The sequence below is a fragment of the Nostoc sp. genome, from assembly GCF_036917675.1.
Classification (GTDB): Bacteria; Cyanobacteriota; Cyanobacteriia; order Cyanobacteriales; family Nostocaceae; genus Nostoc.
This window is the reverse complement of sequence record NZ_JBALCT010000048.1, coordinates 1-14498: the sequence shown is the minus strand read 5'-3', so window position 1 is coordinate 14498 and position 14498 is coordinate 1. Positions and strand designations below refer to the sequence as shown.

Annotated in this window: 8 protein-coding genes and 3 pseudogenes; 8 read left to right on the top strand and 3 right to left on the bottom strand. The window is 43.0% G+C overall.

Annotated elements, in window-relative coordinates; all coding sequences use genetic code 11:
- Positions 1 to 51: 51 nt before the first annotated feature.
- Both V7K31_RS16755 and tmk read left to right on the top strand, forming a co-directional pair.
- Positions 52 to 1386 (top strand): GTPase family protein, encoded by a 1335-nt coding sequence (locus V7K31_RS16755; protein WP_335095473.1) that lies wholly within the window; start codon positions 52 to 54, stop codon positions 1384 to 1386.
- Between the two features lie 58 nt (positions 1387 to 1444).
- Positions 1445 to 2125, top strand: a complete 681-nt coding sequence (gene tmk / locus V7K31_RS16750; RefSeq protein ID WP_335095472.1) for a dTMP kinase — start codon at positions 1445 to 1447, stop codon at positions 2123 to 2125.
- A gap of 15 nt (positions 2126 to 2140) precedes the next feature.
- On the opposite strand, the gene V7K31_RS16745 is transcribed toward tmk, so the two are convergent.
- The gene (locus V7K31_RS16745; RefSeq protein WP_442941300.1) at positions 2141 to 2581 is read right to left on the bottom strand and encodes a GxxExxY protein; all 441 of its coding nucleotides are present in this window, start codon (positions 2579 to 2581) and stop codon (positions 2141 to 2143) included.
- Between the two features lie 62 nt (positions 2582 to 2643).
- On the opposite strand from V7K31_RS16745, the gene V7K31_RS16740 reads away from it, so the two are divergent.
- On the top strand, positions 2644 to 5628 hold the full coding sequence (locus V7K31_RS16740; RefSeq protein ID WP_335095468.1) for a valine--tRNA ligase: 2985 nt from the start codon (positions 2644 to 2646) through the stop codon (positions 5626 to 5628).
- Positions 5629 to 5792: 164 nt separating this feature from the next.
- The gene (locus V7K31_RS16735; protein WP_335095467.1) at positions 5793 to 6227 is read left to right on the top strand and encodes a hypothetical protein; all 435 of its coding nucleotides are present in this window, start codon (positions 5793 to 5795) and stop codon (positions 6225 to 6227) included.
- A 481-nt stretch (positions 6228 to 6708) separates the two neighbouring features.
- Here the strand turns inward: V7K31_RS16735 and V7K31_RS16730 are convergent, their stop codons facing one another.
- Positions 6709 to 8721 carry an ABC1 kinase family protein gene (locus V7K31_RS16730; RefSeq protein WP_335095465.1) on the bottom strand — a complete coding sequence of 671 codons (2013 nt, stop codon included), beginning with the start codon at positions 8719 to 8721 and terminating at the stop codon, positions 6709 to 6711.
- A 245-nt stretch (positions 8722 to 8966) separates the two neighbouring features.
- Between V7K31_RS16730 and recN the strand changes: the two genes are divergently transcribed.
- The 3 genes and pseudogenes from recN to V7K31_RS16715 form a co-directional block, all read left to right on the top strand.
- Positions 8967 to 10715: a DNA repair protein RecN gene (gene recN, locus V7K31_RS16725; protein ID WP_335095592.1), complete on the top strand. Its 1749-nt coding sequence runs from the start codon at positions 8967 to 8969 to the stop codon at positions 10713 to 10715.
- A gap of 941 nt (positions 10716 to 11656) precedes the next feature.
- The gene (locus tag V7K31_RS16720; RefSeq protein WP_335095464.1) at positions 11657 to 12202 is read left to right on the top strand and encodes a hypothetical protein; all 546 of its coding nucleotides are present in this window, start codon (positions 11657 to 11659) and stop codon (positions 12200 to 12202) included.
- A 426-nt stretch (positions 12203 to 12628) separates the two neighbouring features.
- A pseudogene (locus V7K31_RS16715) lies at positions 12629 to 12871 on the top strand (hypothetical protein); the annotation flags it as partial.
- 96 nt (positions 12872 to 12967) lie between these two features.
- On the opposite strand, the pseudogene V7K31_RS16710 reads toward V7K31_RS16715, so the two are convergent.
- Positions 12968 to 13535 (bottom strand): annotated as a pseudogene (locus V7K31_RS16710) (IS5 family transposase); the annotation flags it as partial.
- Positions 13536 to 13866: 331 nt separating this feature from the next.
- Here V7K31_RS16710 and V7K31_RS16705 point away from each other — a divergent pair.
- Positions 13867 to 14406, top strand: a pseudogene (locus V7K31_RS16705) (AAA-like domain-containing protein); the annotation flags it as partial.
- Positions 14407 to 14498: the final 92 nt, after the last annotated feature.

Genomic DNA, 14498 nt, shown 5'->3' with positions numbered 1-14498 from the left:
ACCGAGGGGATGTCAATAAATTAAAGACAGCTATCTACCGTTTGGATGGAAATGACTGAGCAACGTGATGCTGACTCACCGTCAACTGATTCTCAGCAATTGAGTGAACCGACCGATGGAGCAACTACCAAGTCGGTCGATAATTCCTGGAAAAACCGCATTGGTGGTGTCTGGAACAACGCAACAACACGTCTAACGCAACTCTTACCCGTAGAACAACTGGCACAGACGGTTGTTGAATGGTTTAGTGTGAGCGAGGCTCAGGTTGCAGAGATTTTAGAGAAAATCCGAGCCGAACTACCAACTACAGAAGCGCTGCTCATTGGTAAACCCCAAGCCGGAAAAAGTTCTATTGTCCGGGGATTGACGGGAGTTTCTGCCGAAATTGTCGGTCAGGGATTTCGTCCCCACACGCAACACACCCAGCGCTATGCCTATCCTTCCAATGACCTGCCGTTACTGATCTTTACTGATACGGTAGGACTGGGTGATGTTAAACAAGATACTCAAGTAATCATTCAGGAGTTAGTTGGCGATTTACAACAGGAAACTCGTTCCGCCAGAATCCTGCTTTTGACCGTCAAAATTAATGATTTTGCAACTGAAACGCTACGACAAATTGCTCAACAGTTGCGCCAGCGATATCCAGACATTCCCTGTCTGTTGGTAGTTACCTGCTTGCATGAGGTTTATCCTGCCGATACCATCGATCATCCCACCTATCCGCCAGATGATCAGGAAGTCAACCGCGCATTTGCCGCAATGCAGCAAGCCTTCGTCGGAATAACTAACCACTCTGTACTAATTGACTTTACCTTAGAAGAAGATGGCTACACTCCGGTATTTTATGGCTTAGAAGCACTGCGAGATTCCTTGGCAGAACTACTCCCACAAGCAGAAGCGCAGGCGATTTATCAGCTATTAGATCGAGAAGAAGCTGGGAAGCAAATTGGCAACCTTTACCGAGATGCTGCCCGCCGTTATATTTTGCCATTTGCGATTATGTCTGCCACCCTCGCGGCTGTACCTCTGCCATTTGCCACAATGCCCGTACTCACTGCATTGCAAGTATCAATGGTGGGTTTGTTGGGTAAATTATATGGGCAGACAATTACTCCATCTCAGGCGGGAGGCGTTGTGAGTGCGATCGCAGGTGGTTTTTTAGCACAGGCAATTGCACGGGAGTTAATTAAATTTATACCAGGTTTTGGTAGTGCGATCGCAGCTTCTTGGGCAGCCGCCTATACATGGGCACTAGGGGAAGCAGCCTGTGTTTACTTTGGTGATTTAATGGGAGGTAAGAAACCCGATCCCCAGAAAATTCAATTGGTGATGCAACAAGCATTTCAAGTGGCGCAAAAACGGTTTAAGGGAATTAAACGTTAAAACTCAAGAATCTCGTACAGAATTAATTCTGACTCCTGAATTCTTCTGATAAAAAAGCATGAGTGGCAAATTAATTGTATTTGAAGGGGTAGAAGGCTGTGGTAAAACCAGCCAAATGCAGCTTTGTTCTGAGTGGTTGGAAAGTCTGAGTCTTTCTGTAGTTGTAACTCGTGAACCAGGAGGAACAGAGTTAGGCTTACATCTTCGCCGCTTGCTACTAGAAAAGGCAGAGGATAAACCAGTTGCAGAAGTGACAGAACTTTTGTTGTATGCTGCTGACCGATCGCAACACGTTGAACAAGAACTCAAACCAAATCTTGCAGCAGGGAAATATATTTTATGCGATCGCTACACCGACTCTACCATTGCCTACCAAGGATATGGTCGGGGTCTTAACATGAGTTTAATCAATCAGCTTAACTATATTGCTACTGCTGGCTTAGAAAGTGACCTAACTATTTGGCTAGATGTCGATGTCGAGGTGGGACTCTCCCGTAAACTAGAAAGCAAAGTAGGACTAGACCGGATTGAACAGGAGACAATCGCTTTTCATCGGCGCGTTCAACAAGGATATGCACATTTAGCAACATCCTATCCCTCACGAATTGTTCGGGTAGATGGCAGCTTAAGTAAAGAAGCTGTACAAGAGGTAATTCAAGGAATTTTGTGCGTACATCTGCACTTGGAGAACGAACCGCGAAGGCGCGAAGTACGCGAAGGAAGAGTTAAGAAGAGTTAAGAAGAGAAGGAAGAGTTAAGAAGAGAGGATAATGCGTTTGATGCCCTGTTTAAGGATGGGGACATTAAAGTTGATGAGAATGGCAAGGGGGTGTTTGGTCATTCTGAGGTAGGAGATTACTTGAGCTTCGTGGATGGGAGCTAGGTTTTGAACGGCTTTTAATTCAACAACTACAATATTGCCAACGAGAAAATCTAATTGTCCCTCGCCAACGGGATGCCCTTTATATTCCACTGCTACTGGATGCTTAGACTTATGAGGTATCCCACGCATTAGAAATTCCAGTTTCAGCGCCTTGTGATACACCTCCTCCAAAAACCCTGGACCCAATATCCTATGTACCTCAATCGCTGCACCAATCACAGCATACGCTAGCTGCTCCGGCTCATCACCGAGCTGCCTCATCCTTCTTTCCTCTTCCTTCGCGTACTTCGCGCCTTCGTGGTTCGTTTCCATCAATCCCTCTCCAACCCTGTGGCAAAATTTATTAGAGTCCTTCCATTCTTAGTTTGCCCCGCATGACCGCAACCATTCCCAATCTTCCCAGTCTCTACGACCCCTTTTCCACTGAAGCCAAGTGGCAAAAATTCTGGGAAGACAACCAAGTTTACAAAGCTGACCCCAACAAAGGTGGCGAACCCTACTGCATCGTCATTCCTCCCCCGAATGTCACTGGCAGCTTACACATGGGTCACGCTTTTGAAAGTGCGTTGATTGATACCCTCGTGCGCTACCACCGAATGCAGGGGCGCAATACCCTGTGGCTACCCGGAACTGACCACGCCAGCATTGCTGTCCATACTATGCTGGAAAGGCAACTCAAGACAGAGGGTAAGACTCGCTACGAGTTGGGGCGCGAGAAGTTCCTAGAACGCGCTTGGCAATGGAAAGCGGAGTCTGAGGGAACGATTCTGAATCAGCTACGGCGCTTGGGTGTCTCGGTGGACTGGTCACGGGAAAGGTTTACCCTGGATGAGGGTTTATCTAAAGCTGTTGTGGAGGCGTTTACTCGTCTTTACGAAGAAGGGTTAATTTATCGTGGTGAATATTTAGTTAACTGGTGTCCAGCTTCTCAGTCGGCTGTGTCTGACGTGGAAGTGGAAAATCAAGAGGTTAATGGGAATCTCTGGTACTTCCGCTATCCTCTTACGGATCGTTCCGGTTTTGTAGAGGTGGCGACAACTCGACCAGAAACGATGCTGGGCGATACGGCTGTAGCAGTTAATCCTAATGACGATCGCTACAAACATCTCATCGGCAAAACTTTAACTCTGCCCATTCTACAACGAGAAATTCCGATCATTGGCGATGAATTTGTTGATCCCACTTTCGGCACAGGTTGCGTAAAGGTGACTCCCGCCCATGACCCCAACGATTTTGACATGGGTAAGCGTCACAATCTGCCGTTAATCAACATTATGAACAAAGACGGCACTCTCAACGGCAATGCTGGGGAATTTCAAGGACAAGACCGCTTTGTTGCTAGAAAGAATGTGGTTTCTCGCCTACAAGCAGATGGCTTTTTGGTGAAGATAGAAGATTATAAGCATACCGTTCCCTACAGCGATCGCGGTAAAGTACCTATTGAACCCCTTCTTTCAACTCAGTGGTTCGTCAAAATTCGCCCCCTCGCTGACAAAACTCTCGAATTCCTCGACCAGCAAACTTCTCCAGAGTTTGTCCCCCAACGCTGGACTAAGGTCTATCGTGATTGGCTAGTAAAACTCACTGATTGGTGTATCTCTCGCCAATTATGGTGGGGACACCGAATTCCTGCTTGGTACGCTGTCAGTGAAACGGATGGGCAAATTACTGATAACACGCCGTTTATAGTGGCAAAATCGGAAACTGAAGCTTGGCAGAAAGCTAAAGCGCAATTTGGTGAAAATGTCAATTTAGAACAAGACCCAGATGTGTTAGATACTTGGTTTTCTTCTGGACTTTGGCCGTTTTCGACTTTAGGCTGGCCGGAACAAACTCAGGATTTAGCAACTTACTACCCGACTACCACTTTGGTAACAGGCTTTGATATCATCTTTTTCTGGGTAGCCAGAATGACCATGATGGCTGGGCATTTGACGGGACAAATGCCTTTCCAAACGGTTTACATCCACGGCTTGGTGCTGGATGAAAAAGGTCAGAAGATGTCTAAGAGCAAAGGTAATGGGATTGACCCGTTGTTATTAATTGACAAATATGGTACTGATGCCCTACGGTATACCCTAATTAGGGAAGTGGCTGGTGCGGGTCAAAATATCAGATTGGAATACGATCGCAAAAAGGATGAATCAGCATCGGTGGAGGCGTCTCGCAACTTTACTAATAAGTTGTGGAATGCTGCCCGGTTTGTGATGATGAATTTGGATGGACAAACGCCGCAACAATTGGGGAACCCAGTAGCTATAGAATTGAGCGATCGCTGGATTCTCTCGCGGTATCATCAAGTTGTTAAACAAACCACCAATTACATCGATAATTACGGTTTGGGGGAAGCAGCAAAAGGACTCTACGAATTCATTTGGGGTGATTTCTGCGATCAGTATATTGAACTGGTTAAATCTCGCCTTCAGCCAGATGCAGACCCGGTATCGCGGCGGGTAGCACAGCAAACCCTCGCCTACGTGCTGGAAGGAATTTTGAAATTACTTCATCCCTTCATGCCGCATATTACCGAGGAAATTTGGCAGACTCTCACGCAACAACCAGCAGATTCACCGCAAACTTTACCATTACAAATCTATCCCCAGGTGGATGCAAACTTGATTGATTCAGCATTAGAAGAACAGTTTGAATTGCTGATTGGCACTATCCGCACAATTCGGAATTTGCGGGCTGAGGCGGATATTAAACCAGGGGTAAAAGTAACAGCGAATTTGCAAACCCAAAGCGAGAAGGAGCGGGAAATTCTTACTGCTGGACAAGATTACATTAAAGATTTGGCGAAAGTTGAGACTTTAACCATTACTGACAAGCAAGAAAACCAAACTGTTGCAGCTAAAAAACCTCAAAGGGGTTTGAAGACAATTGGTTTAATTATTGTGGCGATTGTCTTTGGTAAATTGGGTTTAGCTGTGGGAAATGCCATTGATGACACTCCCATTGTCGGAACTTTCTTTGAAATAGTTGGTTTTGGTTACACAGCTTGGTTTGTTAGCCAAAATTTACTAACTGCTGAAGCCAGACTTAGGTTATGGAGCCGATTTTTTCCGCAGAGAGAATTAGAAGAACCACAAGAATCAGAAAATGCGATCGCTGGTGTGATTGGTACAATACAGGTGCTAATTCCTCTGAGCGGCGTAGTGGATATTGAAGTTGTGCGTGCGAAACTAGAGAAAAGCTTGAGCAAAGCTGAAGCGGAAGTTCAATCCCTGAGTACCAGATTAAACAATCCTAGTTTTGTGGATAGAGCTAGAGCAGACGTAGTACAGGGAGCACGGGACGCCTTAGCAGAAGCACAGAAACAAGCAGAAATTTTGCGCGATCGCCTTCAGTCCTTGCCGTAGGCATCGCCTGCGTGGCTTAGGATAACTGTAATGGGTAATGGGAGTGTCAATAATTCCCAATTACCCATTACCAATTAACAAGATCCAAATATCAATTCTGGCACTTATTTTTTTATTAATTTTTTTATTAATTTTGAATTTTGAATTGGAGCGAAGCGACCCTCATGCGATATCTAGCCCAGGTGCGTAAAAACGATTTTTTAGACCAGCACCAGTTACGCTTGTTGGCGCGTCAAGAAGCTGATAACTTGTGGGCGATAATTCCCGAAGAGGCTTTTATTCTGTTGGGAAAGGGAAAAATTATGAGTGAGAACTTGCTTATTCTAGTGGAACTTTCCTCTACAGGCGACATTGAAAGAATAGAAGACGCCACCAACTGGGTACTCCATCTTGTACAAAGCTACCTCACTATCGGCATTACCCCGGAATTTTTGCAGCAGGAAGCCGAACGAGCAGAACATTGGCGACAATCGCTGACGTTGCAAAACCAAGACTTAGCGCGACGTTCCTTAGAATTGGAAGCTCGTCGTGAACAAATTCAAGCCTTAGAAGAAAGCCTCAAACGTGAGAAAAATGTTGATCCGCAAGAGGAAAGTTAAAATAATTCGTAATTCGTAAAGACGCTCTCTACGAGATGCTATTGCTAGCTTGCTTCTGGGCAAGGAGTACGCGCAATAAGGTTCGGTTAAGGTTATTTGATGAAAATAATAGATCCCAAAGACGCGATAAATCGCCGTCAGGACAAAGGACTGATTATTGTAAAGACGGCGATTTATCGCGTCTCTTGTCTTAACCGAACAGTATTGGGAGTACGCGGACTCGCTCTAAGCGAAGATAAATTAAAAAACATCTAATTTGCATAACCGAATTAAACATAACTCTTGTGGAGTAGGCATCTTGCCCGCCCAGTATATGCAATTTTTATTTGTGGAACAGCTTATGCCGTTGGCGAAGCCTCTCGAACGCGAAGAGCGTCTCCCCTTCTCCCAAAGGGAGAGGCTAGCGCCAAGGGACAAGAGAAGGCTTTACGCAGATTGAATAATTTATGAGTTAAAAACTTTCTTTAACTCATAACTTTTATTAGGATGCCAATAATTGCCGAATCAATCTGGCGACAGCTTTTTGCGTGAAGCGGTTGGCAACTTGTTGACCCAAACGTTGGACATCGGAATTTACCAATAACTGGGCAATTTGGGGTACAAGTTCCACTGGGTCAAAGCCTTTTGTTTCTCGGAGAATACTTAATATATGTTTGATATGCTCCAAGGTTTGTTGTTGCTCAACTGTCGCCGCAGCAGTTTTATTAACTGCTGTCAATCCTACCCGTTCTCGCAACAGGGAGGTAAAGTTATGCAAAACATTTTTACCTAAAGCATCAAGTCCGTTAACAGATTCATCTACTAACTTGTCACGAATGAAAGCACCGCGTTCAGATGACAGAAATTCTATCCCCTGATTCAGCACTAAATTAAAGTCGTAATCTTGACTATTACGCGCATTTCGTAACAAGTTTTCTAATCGATTCCAGCGAAATCTGCCATCTTTAAATAGCAAATCTTGTAATGATGCTCTTAATTGCGGTGCTGGATCAGTTAACAGGCGTTTAGAAACGTAAGGATAAGCTTCACTGAGAACTTTAAAGGTGGGATCTATAAATATTGCAATCCCTTCGAGCGTCACCAGGGAGCGAATAATTAAGGCGTAGTAGGGCGGTACGCGGAAAGGATATTCATACATCAAAGCCGATAGTTCATCGGTGATGCTTTTAATATTAAGATCGGCAACACTGGCTCCTTCAGCATCAGCAAAGACTCTCGCAAAAGCTGGGATAATTGGTGTTAAATCGGTTTCTGGTGATAAGAAATCTAACTTAACGTAGTCTTTTGCTAATCCTTCAAAGTCGCGGTTAACGACGTGGACGATCGCTTCAATTAAACCATAACGCTGTGCTGGCTGAATCTCACTCATCATCCCAAAGTCGAGATAAGCCAATTTGCCATCTGGTGTTGCTAATAAATTACCAGGGTGCGGATCAGCGTGGAAAAAACCGTGTTCTAGCAATTGGCGCAGGGAACACTGTACACCCACTTCAATTAAGTAACGAGCATCTATACCTTGGGCTTTAATTTCTTCTGTCTGGGTTAATTTGATGCCGTTAATCCACTCCATCGTCAAGACGCGACGATTGGTGTATTCCCAGTAAATTTTCGGTACATATATGTCTTTTATATGACCGTATAACTCGAAAAATCGTTCAGCATTTTCGCCCTCATGGATGTAGTCCATCTCTTCAAAAATGCGATCGCCTAATTCATCGAGAATCCCAACTAAGTCACTTCTTACCCGTTTGACCTTTTTCTGCACCCAAGCAGCGAGGTTACGCAAGATATACAAGTCAATGGTGATCCCCTCTCTTAAGTCGGGGCGTTGGATTTTAACGGCGACTTCTTCACCAGTTTTTAGCTTACCTTTATAAACTTGCCCCAATGAAGCCGCAGCAATTGGCTGGGCGGAGAGTTCGGCGTAAACCTCTTCTGGAGGTGCGCCTAGTTCTTCTTTAATAAACTGGTAAGCAATTTCGTTGGGAAAAGGCGGTAATTGGTCTTGTAGCTTAGTTAATTCTTCTAAATATACGGGAGGAACCAGATCCGGTCTGGTGGACAAAGCTTGGCCAATTTTGATGTAAGCAGGCCCCAGTTGGGTCAGCAATACTCGTAGCTGAGTAGCTCGGCGGCGATCATTTTTGACGACAATTCCCCGTTTACTATCCGACCACAACCCAAAAGCAAAGGATAGAGTCGGCGTCAACACGGCGAAAATCCGTCGGACAATTTGCACTTTTCTGTTTTGGTAATGCGCCGCTATGCTCACGGGATCGTAAAGCATCTCAGGTTGGGCAGTTGTCCTCACCTTTTGGGCGGCTAAGAGGCTTGGCGATGTCTGCGACGGGCGTAGCTGCGGCACAACCAAGTCTTGTGTACCATTTTTTTCTGGCACTATATCAATAACGTCCAGTTCACCTCGGCCATTTGTGCCGTTGCGACTGTCCTCCTGAATCGATCGGGAACTAGGGGGAAGTGTCTTAACAATCATGAAGAAGGCCATCGGTCAGAATGATCACGTTAAGTATTGTAACAATATGTTGAGGAATTGGGAATGGGGCATTGGGCATTGGTTATTTCCCCTGCTCTCCCTATTCCCCACTACTAATAGGTCTGCTAGACTTAAATGGGTATACTAGTTCAATAGTAGTACTATTGCTAGTTGCTGAAAAATCATATTAATTGTCCTTTAAGTTAGAAGTATCCGGCATCTGCCCTCATGGAGAATTTGGCTTGATGTTGCTTTGCCTGCGAATTGAAAACTTTGCCCTAATTGACCAACTGGAATTGGAATTTGGCGCGGGACTAAATGTGTTGACAGGTGAAACCGGCGCTGGAAAATCGATTATTTTGGATGCCATTGATGCTGCTTTGGGCGGTAAAGTTTCTAGTCGAGTCATTCGCACAGGAACAAGTCGGGCGATGGTAGAAGCGACTTTCACCTCAAACGCTCCCCTAGCTGCTTGGTTGAGCGAACAAGAAATAGATTTGCTTGATGAAAACTCCGTAGTTATTAGCCGAGAAATCACAGCCACTACTAGTAATATCCGCAGCCGATCGCGGGTGAATGGGGTGTTGGTAAATCGGCAGATTATGGGAGGAATGCGCGATCGCTTGGTGGAAATTACAGCCCAAGGTCAAACGGTGCAAGTGGGACAATCTGCCCAAGTCCGCGACTGGTTAGATTTATATGGCGGCGACTCTCTAATGCAGCAACGCCATAAGGTGGCCACAAGTTTTAGTACTTACCAACAGGCGCATCTAGCACTAGAAAAACGCCGGACATCAGAACGGGAAAGGTTGCAACAATTCGACTTGCTCACCTATCAAGTGCAAGAATTAGGAGCAGCCAATCTGTGCGAACCTAATGAATTGGAACAGTTGGGACAAGAACGGGAACGCCTGAATCATGTCGTCGATTTGCAACAAATGAGTTACAAGGTTTATCAGGCTTTGTATCAAAACGATAATGAAACTCCCGCCGCCGCAGATTTATTGGGAGACAGTGAGGTGACATTAAATGACATGGTGGAATATGATACGCAACTGCAACCCCTATTGGAATTGGTGCGGGACGCGCAAGCGGGGGTAATGGAAGTGGGAAGGCAGATTAATGCTTATGGGGATGGATTGGAAGCCGATCCGCAGAGGTTGGAAGAGGTGGAAGAACGGATTCAGGAATTAAAGCAAATTTGTCGTAAGTATGGGCCGACACTAAAAGAAGCGATCGCTTATTACCAACGTATCCAAGGGGAATTAGCCCAACTTAACGACACCGAACAATCTATTGAAAACCTAGAACAGCAAGAAAAGGCGTATTTTGAAAAACTCACCCAAGCAACTAATCAGTTAACTCAACTGCGGAGTAAAGCGGCTGCTAATTTAGAATCACGTTTGATATCTCAACTCAAGCCCCTAGCAATGGAAAAGGTAAAGTTTCAGGTTGAGATCGTGCCTACTTTTCCAACTGCCACCGGAGCAGATAAAATTACCTTTATGTTTAGTTCCAATCCTGGAGAACCACTGCAACCTTTAACGGAAATTGCCTCTGGCGGGGAAATGAGCCGCTTTTTACTGGCGCTGAAAGCTTGTTTTTCTCAGGTTGATGTGGCTGGGACAATGGTATTTGATGAAATTGATGTCGGGGTTTCGGGAAGGGTAGCCCAAGCGATCGCCGAAAAATTACACCAGCTAAGTCAACGCAACCAAGTATTGTGTGTTACCCACCAGCCTTTAGTTGCGGCCATGGCCGATCGGCATTTTCGCGTAGATAAGCAAACTATCAATCAAGGTAAGGGTAAAAAAGCCAACAATGACAACACCGAGCAGCGTACCGTTGTCAGAGTTACTACCTTGGATAATTTAACTACTCGCCGGGAAGAACTAGCGCAGTTAGCTGGTGGTAAATCTGCAAGTGATGCGATCGCTTTTGCCGAATCTCTGTTATTACAAGCTGCTAACCATCGTCGTGGGGAGCAGACTTGACAAGTTTAACAAGAAAGAATTCAGCAGTCAGAATTAAGTATGTGTACACAGTAGCCTTTTTAAGGGGAGCCAGTCGCTCAGAGGGGGTTTCCCCCATGAGCGATTGGCGTGGGTTAGGGGGATCTAAAAGTGCCTAAATTCACAGCAAAACACTTTTCAAACAACTTCTAAATATGTGGGTTTAAGTCCTCCACTAATTGATTATTAATTCTGTATTCTTCTTTAAGCTTAATTTGGAAAGGCATAATATCATTTTACACAAATCCTGATAAGTTGTCGGACAAAGTGGATATTTCAATGTTTTCAAGGAATTCACATTCTGATTAGATAAGGAGTTAAGCGAATTATTAACTTGACAGAAGAACGTTGTCGAATTTTGGAATTCCTTCCTGGTTATTGCCACAAATATTATTTCTTAGGCTAAAAATATCTGATTAATGATTGGACATACTTATGTTCTAATAATTACATGAAATTGAAATTAAAGATTTTTGGATAGCTAGCTTTTTCAAAAAAATATTAAAGCTGGGTATTTTTTCCTACATAATTTATTTTTCTTGATGGTTACTTAGATGTCTAAATTAGAATTTGGATTAACTTGATAAAGTTTGGTTTAGTAATTCAGTAGATGCTGTTTTAATAGTTCAGTAAATATTAGGTTATCATATACGCCAAATGAGCCTAGATTTAGATTAATACTTTCTAATTAGCTGTAGCGCCGAAGTACAGCACTGAATAGTTTTACCTCCTTGAAAAATTGAATTTAGGCATCTACTATCCATTTGTGAATCCTCAAACAAAGAACATTTATATAAACCTTTTAGAGAAAGTGATTGCACTGCATTTAAGAGAAGATTAATGTTATTGCCTTGGTGAGATGAAGCAAAAAGATTTCTGAAAAATCTGTATTTGACAACAAATTATCATTCTTTTTCAAGATAATGACATTAAGCCATGTGCCTAGAGGATTGACGGTGCATGAAGATGTTGTTCTTGAGAGGGTAGCTAGTATGACACCTGATAAATCAAACAATAGTAGTGGAATTGAAGTCGATGGAATTTACTTTGAAACGTTAGTGTCAGAGCGGAAGTATAATCTTCCAATTTTTGGGGAAGAAACACCCATTAAATTTGGAGTAAGAATTACTAATAACTCATCAACTCCTTATCGATTTGAAATACCGCAGTTTGTACCAGAAATATTAAATCCACATGGAAAGCCTATGGAACCAAGTTTTGGTAGGAATGTAACCAGATTTGTAGAAGAGTCAGATATTCCTTTAATTATGCCCGGGGAAAGTTTGGAGTATTGGATGGATGCAAAATTCAAGTGGTATAGCAAAAATTGTATTCAGCTTACAGGTTATGCATTGTACGGAGGAATTTTGAGTTTTTATAACTTGAAGCCAACTAAATATCAGATTCCGATGAAATATGTCAATGATTTCCCCGCGCGAAAAGTTCGTTTATCCACAGGCTCCACATAATACGGCGATTTTTGGACTGGTAAAATTGCCACAAATTTTGTCAATTTCCGCCTGAGATAATTCTAAAAAGCAATATTGTGTCTCTAATTTAAGGTAATTTATTCTGATTTAATTAATTAGAATAGTCATTTTGTAAAAGTGTTTTTAAGGAAGCAGTAAAATATGACAATTAAGCAATTAATAGCATTTATCATAGTAGCGCCATGTTCATCATTATTGACATTACGTCCTGTATATGGGTTTAACATAATTTATACACAGCCTCCTGCAAGTCTTTCATACTCGAATCTAGCTTATTACGAAACGAATGTAGGTAATCAAGGAATACTGACAAGAGATAACCTTGTAAAACTTGCACCCCCAAACACTGAATCTGAATTCTGGCGAGTTTTGACATCATCCTTTTCTAGTGGGTGGGATTTCCGCCGCAATGTTCGCACTCTCTACCAAATTAGACAAGGAGAATGGGATTCGGAAAACTACTTGGGACACGCTGTTACGACTTATGTAAATCTTTACGACTTTGCTCAAGATCAAGAAGTCAAGTCACTTGCTAAATCTGCACTCGATTGGTTTTTTACTTCCGGTGCGCTGAAGTATTGGCGGGGTGGATTTGGTGGGCCAAGTAAGCGCGATTATAGTCAGGGGAATTGTGTTTGGTGTTCCCTGGTTTACCTCACCCTCAATCCCTCTCCTTATCAAGGAGAGGGATCGTGAGACAGGATGAAGTTTTGCATTTTATTTAATCCACGTTCCTAACATCATTAGTAATTCTGGATGCTCCTCTAACAATTCCATCAAAACGTAAGCGGCAAGTACTCTTTCTGGGGCGTTTGCAACACTTGCCAATTACTCTCAACAAAAGTCCCTGGCTATCAACCAAAGTCTGCCGCTTTCTCCCTTTGACCTTTTTACCGCAATCATTGCCGTACACATCCCCCTTTTTTCCGTCGTTTTTACCGACTGACTATCAGCAGCGATGCCTACGGCGAGCTTTGCTAACGTACTTGGTTGTGTTGATCTACCTAATTTTTCCCGAACTTGGTCACGCACTCTGTGGTTTAATTCTTCCCAGATTCTTCTGCGCTGCCATTTCCGGTAGTAACTGTATACCGTTGAGCTTGGTGGAAAATCTCCTGGCAGCATATCCCATTGACACGCCGTTTTCAAGTGATAGTAGATTGCATTGCATACTGCTCGCATATCAGTTGTGCGTTCGCGGAGCGTCTCCCAAGAGGAGAGGATGTCCGCCTAACTTGGCTGGTGGAATTAGAGGAGCAAGGATTTTCCACTCCATATCATTTAAGTCCGTGGGATAAGACTTCCGTGTCATGAGCAACTATGTAAATACACTACATAGGAGGTATCCTATCGTTGTAATCACTCTTTTTTGCTCACCTTTAGATTTACTTTATAAATAGCCTCTAAGTAAAAGTGGGAAAAGTGGGAAAAGTGGGAAAAGTAGGGAAAGCAGATAATTTACATAAACTGTTTACTATCAAGTTGTTATGGTGTAATGTAACTTGTTAAAGCTCCAATGGATTCCATAAGAAAAACAAATACAACTGTATCAAAGATTGCTAACCTCAGTTTTAGTTGCAGTGTAAAAATGTAAAAATTATTACTTACTAGTACTTTATTTTCAATAATAACTCTGTTTTATGATGTATAAAATAAAACAAAATAAAACTAAGCGGAGACGAGGAGTTGTACTCACTTCTATTGGAATTAAACGGTTACAAGAAGCAATTCTTTCAGTGGAGATCGTAGAAAATAAAGGCGAACATTTGAGTTTAGAACAACTGAGCGATCGCATTAATATTTCCTCTAGAACTTTGAGTAAATTATGGTCTTTAAGCGCAAATGTAGACCAAAAAACTGTAAAACTCTGCTTTAGCGCTTTTAATCTGGAATTACATAGCGAAGACTACACAGTCGCCAATGAAGCAAATGAGACAGAAACATCTGAGTTATTGTCTGTAGGTTCATATACAGAAGAAGATTCATCTCAACTTTCCCAATTCACCTCATTTGTTGAAGAACATCACGAACAAACCCAACAGATAGAAAATCTTCGGTCATACCCGGATGGCGCCGTACCTCTAGATTCTTACTTTTACATCGAACGTCCCCCACTAGAGAGAAAAGTTTATCAAGAAGTAACTCAAAGTGGCTGTGTGATTCGGATTAGGGGCCCGAAACAGGGTAAGCGCATTTAATTTTGTAGTCAAAAATACAGATTATTTGACTAATATATAAATATGCAAATCGGATTTGAGTATTAAATACGTTAAGT